The sequence below is a fragment of the Pseudomonas helleri genome (assembly GCF_009600315.1).
Lineage (GTDB): Bacteria > Pseudomonadota > Gammaproteobacteria > Pseudomonadales > Pseudomonadaceae > Aquipseudomonas > Aquipseudomonas helleri_A.
This window is the reverse complement of record NZ_WIWC01000032.1, coordinates 38,915-55,807: the sequence shown is the minus strand read 5'-3', so window position 1 is coordinate 55,807 and position 16,893 is coordinate 38,915. Positions and strand designations below refer to the sequence as shown.

Below are 16,893 nucleotides of genomic sequence, written 5' to 3'. Positions count from 1 at the left end.
GCTGAGTTCGGAATAAGACATAGGGCAGCACCGTACCGGAAAGGTCAGGTGTTGCACTCAGTTTTTGCCGCCGCCCTACATAAAAATAGACCTCATTATTTGTATCAAACAATGACTTACATCCGGTAAACATGCGCAAGAAGTTGCGCAGTGCTGCGCAACTTCTTGCGCATCGAGCTGTAGCCTATTGCCCATATAGCTTCCAGCCTCTCGACCCCATAAATAAACCTTTTAAGTGCGCAATAATTTGCGCATTTAAAAGGTTCCGGCTAAGCGTACTTCAAACGATTAAATATCTCTGACTTAACACCTCTGAAGTGATAAGCCCGAGTATTCATCTTTATCGGTGAGGGACGGCAATGGTTCCGGAACCCAAATCAAAAAGGGGTCCTTGGCCGGGCGATTGTCGTAAGGCCGCTTCGAGCCATCGTCAGTCAATTCACAAGCACGACGAAAACCGTACACCTTACGGCGCTCCACATGAATGCTCGGCGCTGCGCCCTCACCACTGGCCGGCTCGATATTCATCGCCTTCAAGGTGGCCATCAGGTCACCCATGATCAGCGCGCGATCGAGGGTAAATGCCGAAGCAAAACACCGCCAGAAACGCCAGCCTGCACGCTCAAGAATACGCTGACGACGCATGTCACTGTCCCAGCGGTCAGGTCCGTGGAAACGGTCGCCGTCGCACTCGATCGCCAGACGGCTATCGTTATCGCCCTCTACCACCATGTCGATGCGATAAGCGCCCACACCCACCTGCGGAATCACTCGATAACCCCTACGGGTCAGTTCGTCGTATATCTCGTGCTCAAACCCGGACTCGCACAGTTCCCGCAAATCACTGACCTGTTCCGCGTCCTGAGTAAAAGGCGTCTCGAAGTGCTCAATCAAGCCACGGCGCAAGCTGTCCACCGCACTGAGGTCAGTCAGTTCGACGCTGCGCACCAGGTACATACGGTCCCGCGCCCGCGACGCCGCTACGTTGAATCGCTGAGCAATCGAGTCGCGACTGTTGGCAAAGCAATCACCCGGCGAGGCCACCATCGACAGAAACATGATGTCGCGTTCCTTGCCCTGAAAGGTACGGGCATCGCCGCAACTGATCTGGAACTGGCTGATGACTTCTTCACCCAGTTCTTTGGTCAGCATTTGCATGACTTTTTGCGCTTGCTCCGCCCCCAATAACGAAACCACGCCGATGCTGCGACCTGCGATCTGCGGCATGGCGATCAAGCGGCGAATTTCCTCGACGATCACGTGGGCCTCGCCGAGGTTGAATTTGCCTTTTTTCTCCCCGTCCATCACCAGCAGGTCAACCAGCGGCGGGTCTAGTCGCTCTGTCATTTTGGGCAGGCGCAGCGGCTTGAGCTCGTGGTTATAAAACTCGCGCTTGGAGTATTCAATGATCGGCGCCACGCAGCGGAAATGCTCGCGCAGCATGGTGCCACTTTTAGCGAAGACCACTTTGAACAGGTCATATAGCGAGCGCTCGGGTGACATCAAAGGCCGGAACAGCCCCACCTGATTACCCAGAAAACGCGTCATCATGTTTTGCACGCGCTCTTCTTCCATGCCGATGCCGTCTGGTGAGACTTGTTTGTCATCGCCCACCACCAGCACTTTTTTAGCCCGCAGCAACGCCGGTAGCGCCGTTAGGTCGGATTGCGACGCTTCGTCGATGATCACCAGATCGAACGCACCGTACTGTGCCGGCAAACTTTCGCAAATGCGGTAGTGCGGCATGATCCAGCACGGGATGGCTGAAATCGCCACATCGGCGGCCAGTCGCGCATCCTGTCGATAGCGACCGGCGCGGACACCGGTGCCTTTGCCAATTTTTCGAATCGCCGTGCGATACAGTTCAAGGGCCGCCCTGACACTCGGCGTGGCGTTTTCAGACAGCCGCAGCCACGTCCGCTTAACCACCGCGTCCTGATAGAGGCGCGACAGGCTCAGCTCCAGTTCGCTTCGCAGACTAAACAGCCGCTTGAGATCCTCGCGTCCGTCGATGCTATCGAGGTAATGCGCCAGACGGCAAAGGCGCCATACGTCCAGACAGTTATCGGGCAGCAAGTCGTCTACCGGATTGGTCGTGGGTTCTTCGCGCAAGCGAGCGGCCCAGATCAGACCGCCACTGTGCGCAATACTGTCCGTGACCCGTTGCACGGTGTCGAGCGCACCGGCCAGTGCCAGTACCCGCCGCAATTCGTCCATCAGCGTGGACCAGTGACCTTGAAGCTCTGCGGTATCTACTTGCGGCTGGCCCAGCGTCACGTCCAAAAACCCTTGCAGGCGTGAACTGATCTCGCCACCACAACCGGCCAGAGCTTGGTTGAAGGTTTCTTTGATGACCCAGGTGGCCGCCAAGCGATGGCGCATCAAGTAGTGGCGCAGAATACTTTGCGCCTGACCCAGTACCGCCTCATTGCTGCGCCACTGGTTCACCTCAGCCCACTCCGGGAGCAGGTGTTTGAGCTCAAGGCAGGCACGGGTTTCGCTCTGTTGTGTCAGCTCAAGGGCGTCGAATTGCTCGATGGCCCGCGCCGCCGCCATCAGTTGCTCCGGGTCAGCCTCCAACGTAGGCAGCGGCATTTCGGCGGCAAGGGCATTCCAGCGCAGCAGCAAGGTACGGGTATGTTGCTGCCAACGCACAAAGGCTTGTACGTGCTGCCAGTCCTGTTCGTTTTGCGGTTTGCTGCCCAGTACCACGATGGCGTCCAGCAGCTGTTTTTGCGTGCCCTTGCCGATCAGGCCGGTCAACCCGAACGGGCGCTTCCCTTGCGCCACGTTGTCGATGGCCGCTAACACCTCGGGTTGCGTGTGCAACTCGAACGATAAACTCACCGGGCGGGCAACAAATACCTTACGACCCGCCAATGCCTCTGAGATCTCAACCTTAAGGCCGTCAAACAACGTACGCACGTCATCGTTGCCACCGCGCATCAGCCATGCCTGCATCGCTGCTGCCCAGTCAGGCGCCGATGTGCTGAATTGCGTGCGCAGTGTCTGCAAACGCTCCAGATGCTCAACCAGTGCCTGTGCCTGCTCAAGCGTCTGCGGGCTGTTATCCAACAGACGAGGCACCTCGCCGGTGCTTTCCTTGAGCTGCAACTGGCTTTCCTGAGCCAGATCCTGATGAACCTGAATCAGCGTCTGAGCGTCCGGGAAGGCCGCCAGCTGCGGTAATGTTTGCCCCAGATAAGCCAGCGAATCCTTAAGCTCAAGGCGGGCTTCACGCAGCGCGATGATGTCCTGCACATCGAAGCGTGGGCGATGCGCCTCGCCGATCCCGATGTGATCGCTAAATGCGCTGACCTCTGCGTGTGCCGCAGCGACCTGCAACGCCGCATGTGTGGGGCTAAGGCGCTCGCCGTCGATCTCAAGGTCTGACAGATTGCGTTCGGCCCAATGGCTAATCTCGCGATCAACACTGGCCATCTGACCATGCAAGGTGTTGATTTCGTCATCAATTTGACCGATTTCGCGCTTATATAGCGCCCGATCAATGCGCTGCACTTCGGCCGAAATCTTTTGTATGGCGAACTCAAACTGCTTCATGCCGTCTGCTTCACTGCTCAGCAAGCTGATCGCCAGTGGCCGAATGGCTTCGGGAAGCTTTTCCTGCAACACGGCCAAGGCTGGGTCTTTCATCGACGTCACCAACACACGCTTGCCGTTGGCCAGGTAGTGACTGATGACGTTAGCGATGGTGTGGGTTTTACCAGTACCGGGCGGGCCTTGCACTACGACGCCATCGTGCACTTGCAGCAGTTGGATGATCTGCACCTGCTCGTCGTTGTACGGTTTAGGGAAATAAAGCTCCTGGACTTTTGCCGTCGGGGCATCAGCGCTTTGCGTGCCGCTGACGTACGACAAACCACGAAACGGAGGCAGATCCACGTCCTCAAGCACAGAGGACGGTTCCGTCAGGATGGCCTGCAAGGCTGCCGGTAGCGTTTCAAGGCCCTCAATCTCGCCTTCGAATCGGCTCAGGTCTTCGATGAACATATTGCTGTCACGGGCACGGGCAAACAGGCACCAGGTGTCGGTGACACACAGGTGCTCTGCGGCTTTGGGGACGGAGCGATCACCCTCGGCAATCGTCACGGGCAAAAACTGCCCATGGGCATCGAGCAAGGTCGAGGCGGAGCGAATCACCGGTTCATAACTTGAGGGGCTAAACGGACTGATGCCCGCCTGCTCTTGCTTGAAAAAGTCCTTGGCTAGCGTGGCCAACGGCCCGACACCGGCAATGTCAGCCGCCACATAGGCGTCCACTTCCAGGCGCGGTTCGGCCGCCCGTGGGCGCACTTCAATCGCCATGCTGTCCGGATCAATGGCCAGCTCAACCAACTGACTGATCAGGGGGTAATGGATGACGCCAATCTGGGGATGCTCCCACGTCGAAACACCCAAACCCCACACCAGCTCCAGTTGAGCATCCCCCAGGTTGCCCTGCATCTGTTGCACCAACAGAAACAGCTCGGCATACAGCTCAATGCTTTTACGCCGCTGTTTTTCTTCAACCGACCATCGTCGCCAAGCCGTCTGGCAGTAGGACTTGAACTGTGCCTTGATTTCGCCAGCGTCCAGGCAGTCTTCCAGGTTGACCCATTCTTCCAGAGGCGTTTGTTCGTCCAACTGCAAGGCGTCGGGTGTCAGGCGGGCCAACTCGGCATCGCTGAGCGCGCCACAGCCCAACAGCAATTCACGAGCCACCTGCAGCTTAAGAGCCGGTTCGGTTTGCGGCGTGCTTGTGAGGTCCATCCACAACCCCAGCAATGGGCTAAGCGGCACAGGCGGCTTGGTCTCATGCAAGCGTTCAAGGCGCAGCCAGACTTCATCGTCTTCACCGCTTTGCACGTCCAGACTGACGCCGGGCAAGGCTCGCAGTTTTTCTTCGGTGGCATTGAATGCGTTGTGCTGACCAACCGTTAAGGCGGGCCGCTTTTGCATGAGGGCAGTCTGTTTTACAAATTCAATCAGACCGGCGAGACGGGCACGTACTGTATCCATGGTGAACTGAACCACTTCGAAAAAGGGGCGCCTGATGAAAGTCTAAAGGGCGCCGAGTAAAAGCGAAAAATCTTACAATTCCCGACACGATACAGAGGTTTATAAGGGATTCAGACACCTCTTTTTAAACGCCAAAGCCGCGCCCAAAAAAAAGGCCCTCCCCGAAACCGGGAAGGGCCTTTTGATTAACGCCGAGGGTTAGCCCAGGTTAACGCCGAAGTTCGATGCCAACGGTGCCAGACCGCCCGCAAAGCCTTGGCCGATTGCCTTGAACTTCCATTCTTCGCCGTTGCGATACAGCTCGCCGAACACCATCGCGGTCTCGGTCGAAGCGTCTTCGCTCAGGTCAAAGCGTGCCAGCTCTTTGTTGTCCGCTTTGTTCAGAACGCGGATGTAAGCGTTCGACACTTGGCCGAAGCTTTGTTTACGGCCGTCGGCATCGTGAATAGTCACGGCAAACGCCAGTTTTTTAGCGTCTTGCGACAGGCCCGCCAGGTTGACGTTGATCTGCTCGTCGTCGCCTTCGCCTGCGCCCGAACGGTTATCGCCCTGATGCACAACATGACCGTCCGGAGAGGTCTTGTTGTTGTAGAACACAAAGCTGCCGTCGTTCAGCACTTTGCCGTTCTCACCCACGATAAATACCGAAGCGTCCAGGTCAAATTCCTGACCATCAGTGACGCGTGGGTCCCAACCGAGGCCCACAATCACTTCGCTCAGACCCGGTGCTTCCTTGGTCAGGGAAACGTTGCCGCCTTTACTCAGACTTACTGCCATGTTCGTGAACCCTTATATAAAAAGATGAATGGGTACGGATTAAAACTTCAGACCGAAGCTTTCAGCCAATGGCTTGAGGCCACCGTTGAAGCCTTGGCCCACAGCGCGGAATTTCCACTCGGCGCCGTTGCGGTACAGCTCGGCGAAAATCATCGCCGTTTCAGTGCTGGCGTCTTCTGCAAGGTCATAGCGAACAACTTCGTTGTTGTTGTCCTGATTGACCAGACGGATGAACGCGTTACGCACCTGGCCGAAGTTCTGACGACGGGCGTCAGCTTCGTGAATGGTCACAGTGATCGCGATTTTGTCGACATCAGCTGGCACTTTGGACAGGTCGATTTTGATCGCCTCGTCATCGCCGTCGCCTTCACCGGTACGGTTGTCGCCGGTGTGCTCAACCGAACCATCGGTACTTTTCAGCTGGTTGTAGAAAATGAAGTCGGAGTCTGCGCGGACTTTACCGTCGGCTTTGAGCAGGAAAGCGCTCGCATCCAGGTCGAAGTCCTGACCGTCGGTGGAACGGGCATCCCAGCCCAGACCCACAAGTACTTTAGTCATCCCTGGAGCTTCTTTGGTCAGGGACAGGTTGCCGCCTTTGGAAAGGGAAAGTGCCATGTGTAGTTCTCCTAAGTCCTTAGTAATCTGCGATCAAGCGTTCGTGTCGTTTTTTGCAGGTTCTTCATCTTTACCGGGAAAGATGACGCTGGCCACGATACCTATGGCCAATACCACCAGCACGATTATCAGGCTGGTATTTGGATCAATTTCATAACCATGGCCAAACAAGTGATCGGTTGCATTCAGGGCCAGCTTGCCAGCGATGAAGAACAACAGCGCGATGACTGCTTTTTCCAGGTGAACCAGGTAGCGCTTCAGGGCCTCAAGCACAAAGTACATGGTCCGCAGCCCCAGAATGGCAAACATCATGGCCGAATACACGATCAAGGGTTCACGGCTTACGGCAATTACTGCTGGCACGGAGTCGAACGCAAACAGAATGTCCGAAACCTCGACCACCACCACACACAAAAACAGCGGTGTGGCGAACAGTGCGCCCTTGCTTACCAAGGTCATTCCCTTGTTCTGCGGCTTGGTGATCTCTTTTTCAAGCTCTGAACGTGAAACAAAGAAATTATGACCATGCAGCTTTGGCCATACAGGGAACAGTTTCTTCGCGAAACGGTAGGCAATGTGCTGGGAATAGTCCTCTTCTTCGTCTTCTTCCTTGCTGCGTAGCATCATCACTGCGGTCCAGGCCACGACCACTGCAAACACCACTTCGACCCAAGGGCCAAACGCCAGCAAGCCAGTACCGATCGCTACGAAGATCAAACGGAAGACGATGGCGCCGATGATGCCCCAGTACAGCACGCGGTGACGCAGCGCATCGGGGATCTTGAACCAGGCAAAGATCGCCATGAACACGAACAGGTTATCGACGCTGAGGACTTTCTCCAGCGCGTAACCGGTCACGAACAGGCTGGCCACGGTAGGGCCATGTGCGAAATACAGATAGCCCGCAAACGCGAGGGAGATCAGTACCCAAAAGATCGACCAGATGGCCGCATTGGCCAACGTGACCGGTTTATCGCTTTTGTGGGTGAACAGGTCGATTGCCAGAGCAATGACCGCCAAAGCCACAAATACAGCGATGGTCGTTGGCGGGAAGCCAATTGCCGTGTTTTCCATGATGTCCTCAGAGATCAAAATCGCCAGGGTTCAGCCCCAGCTCATTACAGATGGTGCGGCAAGCAGCCCGCTCACTTTCATCAAAGTTGCCGTCAGCACTACCGATTGCGCAGCAAACACGCACCAGCAGACGTGCAGCATCTTCTTTTTTACGTAGCTGACCGATCGATTTCAAAGCTTCTGCGCGACCGATCTGCTGATCAAACTCAAACTTCTCACAGACTGCGTTGAAGGACTTGATCACGTCTTTGACGTCAAAGGCCTTCAACTCATTCGAGTTTTGAATAAACCCGATCATTTTCTGTTTTTCTTCGCTGCTGATAGAGCCGTCAGCTGCTGCCACCAGAGCACAACCGCTGACCACCGCTTCCATGAACTCGCGGTTCTTGAATTTGCTGACTTCCGTCGACAATTTGTCACGGGCCGCTGTTGCGTTGGTTTTCAGCCATTCGAGCATGGGATTCACCTTGTCAGAAATTGCGGGAAGGCCACCTGCTTCAGCAGGCGGCCAATGGCACAGCGCTCATTTGGAGCCAGCTGACCAGCGCATGCCCCAGTTGTACGCTTTGTCCATGTCAGAGTGGCCCTTGAAGAACTCGACCTTGCGATTGACCTTCACGCTGCCGCCGACGTTTTCAAGCAAGGCGATGGCGCACATGCCTTTGGTGCCACCCTCTTCGCTCAGGCGCACTTCAATCGGTGGCTCACCCGGGATGTACAGGGTGATCACACCGTCAGTGGCCTGCCAGTTTGGAGCGCCTTCGTAGATGAAAGCGTACACCAGCACGCGACGCATCTTGCGCCACTCTTTACCATTGATGCGCAACCACTCGCCGTCGCTGACAGCGCCGGTGCGGTCATCGCCCATCAACTGGATAAACGGCTCGTCACGGAAGTCGCCAAAGGCATTACCCAGGGCCTGAACCGCACCTTTACGGCCGTTTTCCATTTCGTAGAGGCAGCCTACGTCCAGGTCGATACCACCCGACTTGCCGCGCAAGGACGCGAAGAAACCACCACCGCCACTTGGGGAGGTACGGTTCCAGTTAAGGTTGATTTTGATCTCGCCAAAATCGCCATCTTTTTTGTCGAGGCTGATCGAAGGGCGTTGTTTGTCGAGGGTGATTTTCGACAGGTTGATCTTCGGTGCAGGCGCTGGTGCAGGTGCAGCCGGTGGCGGCGTAGGCACTGGAGCTGGCGCCGCGGCGGGTGCGGGTGCGGGTGCGGGCGCAGCGATTTCAACCCCGAAGTGCTGGGCCAAAGGGGCCAGACCACCAGCAAAACCCTGTGCTACGCAGCGGAACTTCCACACACCCTGACGTCGATAAAACTCGCCCAGAATCAACGCGGTTTCCTGCATGCCTTCTGTCGGAATCGGCGCTTCAATGCCGCCCGACACCGACACGTTCAGCTGCGGAAATGCGGCAAACTTGGCTTTATTCTCGTAAATGGTCGCGGTGAGTGCGACTTTATCGATGGCCGGATCGAGGGCATCCAGATTAACGCTGAACACGCTGCGACCTGGTGCTGACTCGGCCAACTTGACCGCACCATTGTTGACGCTTTGCTGGCCGAAGAAACACATGTCGTTGTCGCCACGCACTTTGCCCGACTCATTGAGCAAAAACGCCGAAACATCCAGATCAGCGCCCGGCACAGGCGTATAGCTGATGGTGACGCTCAGCGTGCCGCCAGCAACGGCTGTGTTGGCGCCCGGTGTCAAAGTGGTCATGCACGCACCGCCTGAGCAGCTTCGCTGCTCAAGTCCTGTGCCGTGCGGCCATTGGCAACGGTGCCCACCGCGGTCAAGTCCCAACCTGCCGAAGTACGGCTCAGGTAAGCCATGACCACGCCGGTATGGCGACCTTTATCAGACAAATTGAAACGAGCGAGTTCTTTACCGCTCACTTCATCGACGATTCGGCAGTAAGCGTTTTCTACCGACTCGAAGTTCTGTCCGGTGAAGGAGTTGACGGTAAACACCAGGTGTTTAACCCCGGCTGGCAATTGCTCAAGGTTGACCTGAATCGATTCGTCGTCGCCATCGCCTTCGCCCGTGCGGTTATCGCCGGAGTGTACGATGGAGCCGTCGTTGGATTTGAGCTGGCGGAACCACACAAGATCCAGCGGTTGTTTACTGCTGTCGAGCAAGATGCAGGAAGCGTCCAGATCGATGGCAGTGTCACTGTTCAGCAACTTGGCAAAGAAGCCGCTCGGCTTGACCGGGTCCCAGCCCAGGCCCATGCGGATTTTTTTGAGGCCGGTGCCGGCTTCTTTCTCAAGGGAAATGGTTTGGTTCTTGGACAGCGAAATGGCCATGAAGCGTCTCCTTGTCTGCACTGATGCACATTTAGGGTGTTGCTGAATATTGACGTGTTTTGCTTACGCCTTGCTTACAGTTCTTCACGCAAACACACGTCAAGTGGCCGCTTGCGACGCCACAGCGCGTGAAATTCGCGCCAATGTGGCTCTTGAGCGGCTCCGAGCAGTTGTTCATCGCCCCGGGTGTCACCCCAGGCGCGCAATGTGTATTGGTCCAAAGGCCCGTATTGCGCCTCTAAACGGATGACTTTTTGTTCACAACGACAGTTAGTGCCCTCGATCTCTCCGGTCAGTACACCGTCGACCGAAGCCAGGCGGGTGCCAATCAGGCCGATGCCCAGTTTTTTGGCAAATGGGGCCAGCACCAGCTCGGGTGAGGCCGAGCAAATGGTGACCGTAGCGCCCTGCTCCAGCTGGTTGGCGACAGATGTTAAGCCCAAAGGGCGCATAAGGCGCTGCCACGAAACGTCACAAAATGCTTCGGCGCGCTCTTTGACCCACGCTTCTCTGGCCCCCGTCAGGTAAACCGTGATCAGCTTTTCTTTCAGATCATTACGCGATATCTGACCCAGCAAGTAAGACAGGGTCGCAGGAATCATCCGAAGCAAACGCATGGCGAACAATCGGTTGCCGTACGCAAAGCGCAAAAAGGGCACGAACGAGTCATGATATGTCAAAGTGCCATCAAAATCGAAGGCGGCCAGAACTTGTTTGCCATTACTCGATGCTTTCAAAACGTTGTTCACCCCACTACTTCAGCCAATCGCAGGCTGCCTCCAAAAATGTCCGCTGAGCTGCATTCAGGACGAACCCCCTGCCAATGCGCTCGCTCAATCGTTTTTTGCGCCCAGGTGTAATGGGTCGCGGGTTCGCACATGGCGTCGTTGAATTTGAATACCGCTGGCGCGGCCTCACTCACAATGTGGCGGGCGCTGTTGAGGTCTTCAAGGCTGACTTGCAGCGCCTTGTGGATAATGGCGATTTGTGACGGATGAATCGCCGTTTTGCCCACCAGCCCGTGAGCCAGATCCAGCGCCAGCTCATGCTCCAACAGTTGCGGTGTATTGAGTTGCTCAAATACCGGCGCTGTCAGGGCAAAGCCCGCAGAGCCCATAATCCCGCAGAGCATCGGTATGACATAGCTCATGGGTGTGCTGTACAGCGTCATCGCCGGATTACGACGCAACCCCAAACAGCCCATCAAGTCATTGCCGCCTATACGCAGGGCAATAATCCGCTCAGGCAACAGCTCAAGCATGGCACCCCGCAATTCAACCATGGCGCTAGGGTCATAGACCTCGGCCGTTTCCAGAGTAGGCATCAACATCAATTCGTCGCGTGTTACCGCCTGTTGCCATTGGTGGATATTGCTCAACCGCAGCTTGGGCACTACAAACCCATCGACGTGTCGCATTAATGACCATTCGTTGAGCACCGCCGCCATGGCCGCATCCCGTGGACGAACGAAAACCATCGGCCCGCCTGACGGTCGCCCTCCACGCGCATCAATCCCCAATAACAGGTTTTTCAAGTTATTGAGCGCTTGCTGCACATCGGTTTCGGCCACGGCGTCTTCAAGGCAGACCACCAGCGAACGCAAACCCTGAATCTTTTCGCCCATCACCACGTCAAGTATGTCGGGACGGGTAGCCGGCATATAAAGCGTGGCGCCCAAGGCATAGGCTGAATGTTTGATCATCAGCGAACACTCCTGATTACTGTCACAGCGCGGTACGGCCCCAGTTCATCGCCGACTTCTTCGACCTCGATCTTCGCCTGCCGGGTTAGGTGTAGCAGCAATTGCACGTCCTGGTCGTCTCGATTGCGTACCAGTACATGGTCCGGTACCCGACGCATGACGGCGCGGGTCGCTTCGGCAATACCCGGTTTGACACGATTGGGGTTGCTCACCCCAAACCGCGTCGAGATACGTTCGACAGCTGCCACTGCCGAGTGTTGCAACGCTGCGGCCTGCTCGGTCGTCCACGGCTGGGCCGATACCAGCGGTGCCAACTGCGCCCGCTCGGTTTCAATGCTGTGAATAAAAGGCTGGGTTACGTCATGTTCAGACAGGTGGCCATACACCACACAACCATGCAAGCCAAGCGTTTGTGGCCAGATTGAACGCGAAACCAGGCCGGAAACCGTAGCCCCGAGAATACCGGAGGGAATCAGCCAGTCCTCTGCCGACGCTGCCAGCCAGGCACGCCCGCACGGATCGGCCAGCACCACCAGCCGGGGATCAACCGGAAAACGCGAGTCACCGGCCAAACTCTCGCGAATCTGCCCGCTGATCGCGCCTTTACCCGTCCAGCCGTCGACGAAGACGATGTTTTCGGCGCCGTGGGTCTTGATGATCGCTTCAAGTGCGACGTTATCGATGCCTCGGTCGCGAATGATGCTGATCCCATAATGCCGCGCATCACGCCCCAGCCCGACTAGCGCCCGACGCAGCAGCACGCCCAGCGGCAAACCGGCACGCACGAACGACACCAGCGCAATCGATGCCCCGGTGTAGCGCTCGTTCAAGGCTTGAGCGAGCGACTGCACATCTGCGGCCATCCGTGCGCCGTTCTGCGCCAGCGCTAACTGATACAGACGCATATGGGTGTCGGAGGGCGCATCTTCCTGACTGATCATCTCGGAATAATGACGCTGCTGAGTCTGGATCAGGCGCTCTTTTTCCTGCACATCAGTGACTTCGATGTCCATGGCGCGCAGTAAAAAATGCACGTCATCGGCGTCATAGCTGCCACTGCCAACCGTGTGCAGCCCTGCAAAAGCATTACTCATCGGTAATACTCGACATCACGTGGCTGGCCAACTGCCCACGCTTGGGCGTGCCCCACCAGTCGCATTCAGTCATAAAGCCAAGGTCCGACACGCTATCGCCGAAGCCCAGTATCGGGCGCTTACCGTTGATCGCTTGATCGCGGCGGATCCACTCACGCACCGCCACCTGCTTTTGCAAAGCATTGGGCAAGAAGGCCAGATTATTGCCGTTGCCATGCACATACAGCCCGTCGAGCAAGCCACGCGCTTTGACTTCATTCAGAACGATCAGCAGAGCTTCATCGGTTTCGTGGTTGTGCTTGGTCACCACGTAATTGGCCAGCCCTTGCTCTTCAACTACCCAGCCGCGCAGTGAAAAGCCCAGCTCGGTGCCAATCGCCAACGTCAACTCGCTTAATTGATGCAGGCGAGTTTGCTCCAGGGCCAACTCATCAGCCATCCGCGCATGCCACGGCGCGTCAAGCTGGCCCTGCGCATTGAGGATTACGCCACCGTGAGCGCAAATGGCCCCATGGACAAACGGCAACTGCACGCGCTGATAAGCCTCAACGCTGCGGGCCGTTACCGGAACCACATCCGCGGTGGCCAGCAGCCACTCGACAAAGCTCTTTTGCGTGGCGCTCATAAAGCCGTTGGGTTGACCATCGACATCCAGCGTGGCCGTAAAACGCGGCTCATCGCCCATTTTCCGGGCGGTCTGAAACAAAGTGTCGTCAAGATCGACAAACACCAGCGGGCGATTAATGGTCATCGACGATTACCTGCGCATTCAAGGCGTTGAGCAACGCCGGATCAACCGCAGCCGCCGGGGTTTCGCTGCAAATCAGCACCCGGTCAAACTGGCCGGGGGCCACGTTGTAAAGGAAGTTGGGAATCCCCAGACCGTAGTTGTCAGAGAACGACAAGGCGTGATCAATGGCATGCCCAAGCGCAATCGGCGAGCGACTGGTTGAACTGAAATGCACATCAGCACCAGCACGTTCAAGACGCTCGGCCAGCAGAAACGGCAGCCAGACAAACTCACTGGTGCCGATCACCAACACGCGCTCACCCGGCTCAATCTGCAAGCCCGGCGCCAGCGTATCAGCGTGTTCACGCACGCCCATACGCCCCCAGTCCCGGCTCGGGTCCAGTGGCCAGTTGCCTTGGGCCACGCTGCCGACTTCGGGCATCTCCGGCAGTTCAGCTGCCGGATCTTCGGTGAAGGTGTAGCAACCGTCGAGCAAGGAAATACTGGTGACGTGCTCACCCATCGCATGACGCACGGCATCCTGCGACCAATCGGTCAGGGTGGCAGTGACGATGCGTTCAATCGAGTTCAGCCCGGCCTCGGCCAGGGCCTTGGTCAGATTGATAAAGGTATTGCCGGTGGAGGCTTCGTCATCCACCAGCACCAGTGAACGCGCGTTGAGCATCATCTCGCGCGTAAGCGCTTCTTGTGGCAGGTGCAACAGATGCGAACTGGCGTGGCTGTGCTCCTCTTCAAACCGGGCGAACAACGCTGAGCCCGTCGGGTGGCGGCTGCTGCACAAATACACACTGTCCTGACGGGTTTGGCTGAGCGCACGGTGCACCCCGGCGCCAAGCCCTACTGCAGTTTCAGCCATGCCGATGACCAGCACCGGGCCGGGCAGGTCTGCGGGGATCTTGGCGGCCAGCGCATTGAAGCTTTCGGCCATCAGCGACGGGCGGGCCGGTATATGACGGCCCAGCACGCGGGATACGAATAAAAAGGCGCGCTTGGGGTTTCGGCGCTCGGCAAAACTGAACAATGCCTGTGGATCAAAAGTCGATGCATTGACCTCAACCTCCAGACGACCGCGCTTAAGGTTTGCATGCAAAGCCTTGGTGTGGGTCTTGGAATTACCGCTGCTCATCAATGTTTACTACCTGAACATACTTAAAAATGGGGGGACGATTAGTGAGACGGGGATTTTAGACAAGTAAAAAATGGTTACTGGAGATGGCTGGCGTCAATCCGCCACAACCCGGCCTGCGCCGCTCGCACCAATTCGGGCGTGCTCAATGAGCGCTCGCTGTGCCCACGCTGGGCTGGCACTCGGGCCGCCTCCAAAAAGGCCAGCAACAGCGCCGACTTGACGGCAAAGTTCATGTTCTGCGCATCCGCCATGCTTGATGTCACCAGACCGCTGACCAGCCCTTGCGGATCAAACACCGGACTGCCGCTGGAACCGGGCTGAATAGGCGCGGTGAACTGCATCAGACTGGCGTCATCACGCAGGCCAAACAGGCCGGAGACTACGCCTTGGGAGACTTGAACGCCGCCGCCCGCCAGTCCGGCCAGCGGAAAACCCAGCGTCACGACACTTTCCCCCAACTCACAGCCTATGCCCTCGCGAAACGTCACTGGACTCAAGGGCGGCGCGCCAGTGACCCGCAACAATGCGAGATCGTTCTTACGATCAACCACTACCGGTTCCGCTTTGTATCGACCATCAAACGACGTAATCGATAAATGATCGAGGCCTTCAATGACATGGGCGCAGGTCAAAATATGCTGAGCGCTGACGGCAAAGCCTGTGCCCGTGGAGCCTTGGCGCGCCGCGCTGTCGTCTGGCGCCTCAGAGCCTGTTCGCTGCGGATGTCGATCATCCAGAGTCAGCCCCATGCGTCGGGCAAACGCGCTCAACCCGTAGGCTGAAGCTTCGGCCAGTGCACGGATTTTCCATTGATCGTTGCGGCGGTACACCTCGGCGATGACCATAGCGCCATCACCATACTCATCCAGTGCCAGCCCGTGCTCGATCTGTTCGCCGACGTTCAGCTGGAAAGCACCGAGTTCACGCAACGGCCCCAGGGCGCCGAACACATAGAGCACCAGCAACACCCGTTCGCAGTGTGCGGGCAGTTGCTCCAGCGCAAGGCTGAAACGGGCCAGACCCAGCGTGTCATGCCACACCACCCAGGGTTGCGGGGTGTGCATTAATGCCGGGGGTGCGACGGGTTGGCGCTTGTCATCAACCGCCAGCAGCGCAAGCCCGGCGTACTCACCCAAAGCACCCGCTCGCGAGCACGTCAGGCTCATCTCACAGCGCACAGACTCAAGGGCCGCATTGGCGCCCGGCATCAATATCATCGCTTGTGACTCCCCTGTGCCCGCGACAAACAAGAGCCGATCACCTTAACAGTTCTTCTCCACCAACCGAAACGACGGTGGTGATGGCTTTGACCTGGATATTTTCACGCCAGACGCTGGCCGGTACAGGCAAGCCCAGACGACGCGCGGCAAAAATACCCGGCAGGTTGACGCCGGCTTCGCGGGTATAACCAATGCCGCCGGAATAGCGCAAATTGATCTCCAGCAAGTGAGGCTGACCGCCCGCGTCATCGCGGGTTTGTACGTTGACGATGCCATCGCACTTGAAGTGCCGCGCCGCCTTGATCGCCAGCTCCACCGCCGCACCGTCGCGCTCGAATGACTGCATCAGCCCTTGCTTGCGTCGCCCTACATACGCCACTGCCTCACCCGCCTCACACACCATGTCCACCGAACACTCAGTGCCGGGCATATAAGGCATCACCAATAACGGCTTGGGATTGATCGACTGACCGTAAGCCTGAGCAAATACGGTGGTGTTCACTTCGTGGGCATCGGCATTGGCAAAGCTGCGAAACGGATCGACATCCTCGGCCAGACGCCAAAAGCCCTGCCCGTAAATCCCGCGCGTCGGTTTCACACACACCTGACCATCACGGGACAGTAGGGCGTAGGCATCCAGCAACTCTGCTTGAGTGCTCACGGTTATCGCCGGAATGCACGCAAGCCCAGCGGTCAGCGCTTCGCGGGTAAACACCGATTTGTCATCGACCCGCTCAAAGGTGTCCAGATCCAGCGCACCCGTGACCAGTTGCAGGCCAGCCGCCTCGAACTCGCCACGGTGGGCTTCATACACCTGCCCCACACGCCCTGCCAACACCACCTTGATGTGCTGCGCTCGCGCTTGCTCGATCACCCAGGCAATGCGCGCGTCATTATCCAGCGGCTCGCGCCAGCCGATGTCTGCCAGACCCGTGATTTCAGGGCGATTTTGTCGGTGAGAAGCGAAGATCCGAACCGTCTCGGGCAGTGCCGCACGGGCACCGGCAATCACATCGCGTTGGCTGGATTGCCCTTCAAGAAACCAGATCATGAACATCCCTTGCCACAGATAGTGAAGACACACGTTAAGCGCGGCAGTCTAGCGGATGGCGCGGGTAGACGCTCTCAGACATTGTGCTCAGGTGCTCATGTAACGAAACATGAAAATTTTGTACTAAATAGTTCATAATGTG

General features: G+C 57.2%; 14 protein-coding genes. All 14 read right to left on the bottom strand.

Annotated elements, in window-relative coordinates:
• Positions 1-303: 303 nt before the first annotated feature.
• The 14 genes from GHN86_RS17245 to GHN86_RS17180 all read right to left on the bottom strand — a co-directional run bounded on the left by GHN86_RS17245 (position 304) and on the right by GHN86_RS17180 (position 16,751).
• Positions 304-5,019 (bottom strand): AAA domain-containing protein, encoded by a 4,716-nt coding sequence (locus tag GHN86_RS17245; protein WP_153380207.1) that lies wholly within the window; start codon positions 5,017-5,019, stop codon positions 304-306.
• 198 nt (positions 5,020-5,217) lie between these two features.
• Positions 5,218-5,796 (bottom strand): TerD family protein, encoded by a 579-nt coding sequence (locus tag GHN86_RS17240; protein WP_153380205.1) that lies wholly within the window; start codon positions 5,794-5,796, stop codon positions 5,218-5,220.
• A 39-nt stretch (positions 5,797-5,835) separates the two neighbouring features.
• Positions 5,836-6,411 carry a TerD family protein gene (locus tag GHN86_RS17235; RefSeq protein ID WP_153380203.1) on the bottom strand — a complete coding sequence of 192 codons (576 nt, stop codon included), beginning with the start codon at positions 6,409-6,411 and terminating at the stop codon, positions 5,836-5,838.
• A gap of 33 nt (positions 6,412-6,444) precedes the next feature.
• Positions 6,445-7,485: a TerC/Alx family metal homeostasis membrane protein gene (locus GHN86_RS17230; protein WP_153386995.1), complete on the bottom strand. Its 1,041-nt coding sequence runs from the start codon at positions 7,483-7,485 to the stop codon at positions 6,445-6,447.
• 7 nt (positions 7,486-7,492) lie between these two features.
• Positions 7,493-7,942, bottom strand: a complete 450-nt coding sequence (locus GHN86_RS17225) for a tellurite resistance TerB family protein (protein WP_153380199.1) — start codon at positions 7,940-7,942, stop codon at positions 7,493-7,495.
• 66 nt (positions 7,943-8,008) lie between these two features.
• The gene (locus GHN86_RS17220; protein ID WP_153380197.1) at positions 8,009-9,217 is read right to left on the bottom strand and encodes a TerD family protein; all 1,209 of its coding nucleotides are present in this window, start codon (positions 9,215-9,217) and stop codon (positions 8,009-8,011) included.
• A complete protein-coding gene (locus GHN86_RS17215) occupies positions 9,214-9,804 on the bottom strand; it encodes a TerD family protein (RefSeq protein ID WP_153386993.1) in 591 nt (196 codons plus the stop codon). The genes GHN86_RS17220 and GHN86_RS17215 overlap by 4 nt, the downstream gene beginning before the upstream one ends.
• Positions 9,805-9,878: 74 nt before the next feature.
• Positions 9,879-10,553, bottom strand: a complete 675-nt coding sequence (locus GHN86_RS17210) for an HAD family hydrolase (RefSeq protein WP_323369419.1) — start codon at positions 10,551-10,553, stop codon at positions 9,879-9,881.
• A complete protein-coding gene (locus GHN86_RS17205) occupies positions 10,550-11,506 on the bottom strand; it encodes an HpcH/HpaI aldolase/citrate lyase family protein (protein WP_153386991.1) in 957 nt (318 codons plus the stop codon). The genes GHN86_RS17210 and GHN86_RS17205 overlap by 4 nt, the downstream gene beginning before the upstream one ends.
• Complete coding sequence (locus GHN86_RS17200; RefSeq protein WP_153386989.1) at positions 11,506-12,600, bottom strand: cysteine protease StiP family protein; 1,095 nt, start codon at positions 12,598-12,600, stop codon at positions 11,506-11,508. Before GHN86_RS17200 ends, GHN86_RS17205 begins: the two co-directional genes overlap by 1 nt.
• The gene (locus GHN86_RS17195) at positions 12,593-13,351 is read right to left on the bottom strand and encodes a trehalose phosphatase (RefSeq protein WP_153380189.1); all 759 of its coding nucleotides are present in this window, start codon (positions 13,349-13,351) and stop codon (positions 12,593-12,595) included. The genes GHN86_RS17200 and GHN86_RS17195 overlap by 8 nt, the downstream gene beginning before the upstream one ends.
• Positions 13,341-14,477 carry a phosphoribosyltransferase domain-containing protein gene (locus GHN86_RS17190; RefSeq protein WP_153380188.1) on the bottom strand — a complete coding sequence of 379 codons (1,137 nt, stop codon included), beginning with the start codon at positions 14,475-14,477 and terminating at the stop codon, positions 13,341-13,343. Before GHN86_RS17190 ends, GHN86_RS17195 begins: the two co-directional genes overlap by 11 nt.
• A gap of 77 nt (positions 14,478-14,554) precedes the next feature.
• Positions 14,555-15,697, bottom strand: coding sequence for a trypsin-like peptidase domain-containing protein (locus GHN86_RS17185; protein WP_153380186.1), 1,143 nt, complete (start codon positions 15,695-15,697; stop codon positions 14,555-14,557).
• Between the two features lie 40 nt (positions 15,698-15,737).
• Positions 15,738-16,751: an ATP-grasp domain-containing protein gene (locus GHN86_RS17180; RefSeq protein ID WP_153380184.1), complete on the bottom strand. Its 1,014-nt coding sequence runs from the start codon at positions 16,749-16,751 to the stop codon at positions 15,738-15,740.
• Positions 16,752-16,893: the final 142 nt, after the last annotated feature.

What these genes read in the sequence shown, in the direction of transcription:
- GHN86_RS17245 (WP_153380207.1), bottom strand. Translation starts at nt 5,019, where the DNA reads ATGGATACAGTACGTGCCCGTCTCGCCGGTCTGATTGAATTTGTAAAA.
- GHN86_RS17240 (WP_153380205.1), bottom strand. Translation starts at nt 5,796, where the DNA reads ATGGCAGTAAGTCTGAGTAAAGGCGGCAACGTTTCCCTGACCAAGGAA.
- GHN86_RS17235 (WP_153380203.1), bottom strand. Translation starts at nt 6,411, where the DNA reads ATGGCACTTTCCCTTTCCAAAGGCGGCAACCTGTCCCTGACCAAAGAA.
- GHN86_RS17230 (WP_153386995.1), bottom strand. Translation starts at nt 7,485, where the DNA reads ATGGAAAACACGGCAATTGGCTTCCCGCCAACGACCATCGCTGTATTT.
- GHN86_RS17225 (WP_153380199.1), bottom strand. Translation starts at nt 7,942, where the DNA reads ATGCTCGAATGGCTGAAAACCAACGCAACAGCGGCCCGTGACAAATTG.
- GHN86_RS17220 (WP_153380197.1), bottom strand. Translation starts at nt 9,217, where the DNA reads ATGACCACTTTGACACCGGGCGCCAACACAGCCGTTGCTGGCGGCACG.
- GHN86_RS17215 (WP_153386993.1), bottom strand. Translation starts at nt 9,804, where the DNA reads ATGGCCATTTCGCTGTCCAAGAACCAAACCATTTCCCTTGAGAAAGAA.
- GHN86_RS17205 (WP_153386991.1), bottom strand. Translation starts at nt 11,506, where the DNA reads ATGATCAAACATTCAGCCTATGCCTTGGGCGCCACGCTTTATATGCCG.
- GHN86_RS17200 (WP_153386989.1), bottom strand. Translation starts at nt 12,600, where the DNA reads ATGAGTAATGCTTTTGCAGGGCTGCACACGGTTGGCAGTGGCAGCTAT.
- GHN86_RS17195 (WP_153380189.1), bottom strand. Translation starts at nt 13,351, where the DNA reads ATGACCATTAATCGCCCGCTGGTGTTTGTCGATCTTGACGACACTTTG.
- GHN86_RS17190 (WP_153380188.1), bottom strand. Translation starts at nt 14,477, where the DNA reads ATGAGCAGCGGTAATTCCAAGACCCACACCAAGGCTTTGCATGCAAAC.
- GHN86_RS17185 (WP_153380186.1), bottom strand. Translation starts at nt 15,697, where the DNA reads ATGATATTGATGCCGGGCGCCAATGCGGCCCTTGAGTCTGTGCGCTGT.
- GHN86_RS17180 (WP_153380184.1), bottom strand. Translation starts at nt 16,751, where the DNA reads ATGATCTGGTTTCTTGAAGGGCAATCCAGCCAACGCGATGTGATTGCC.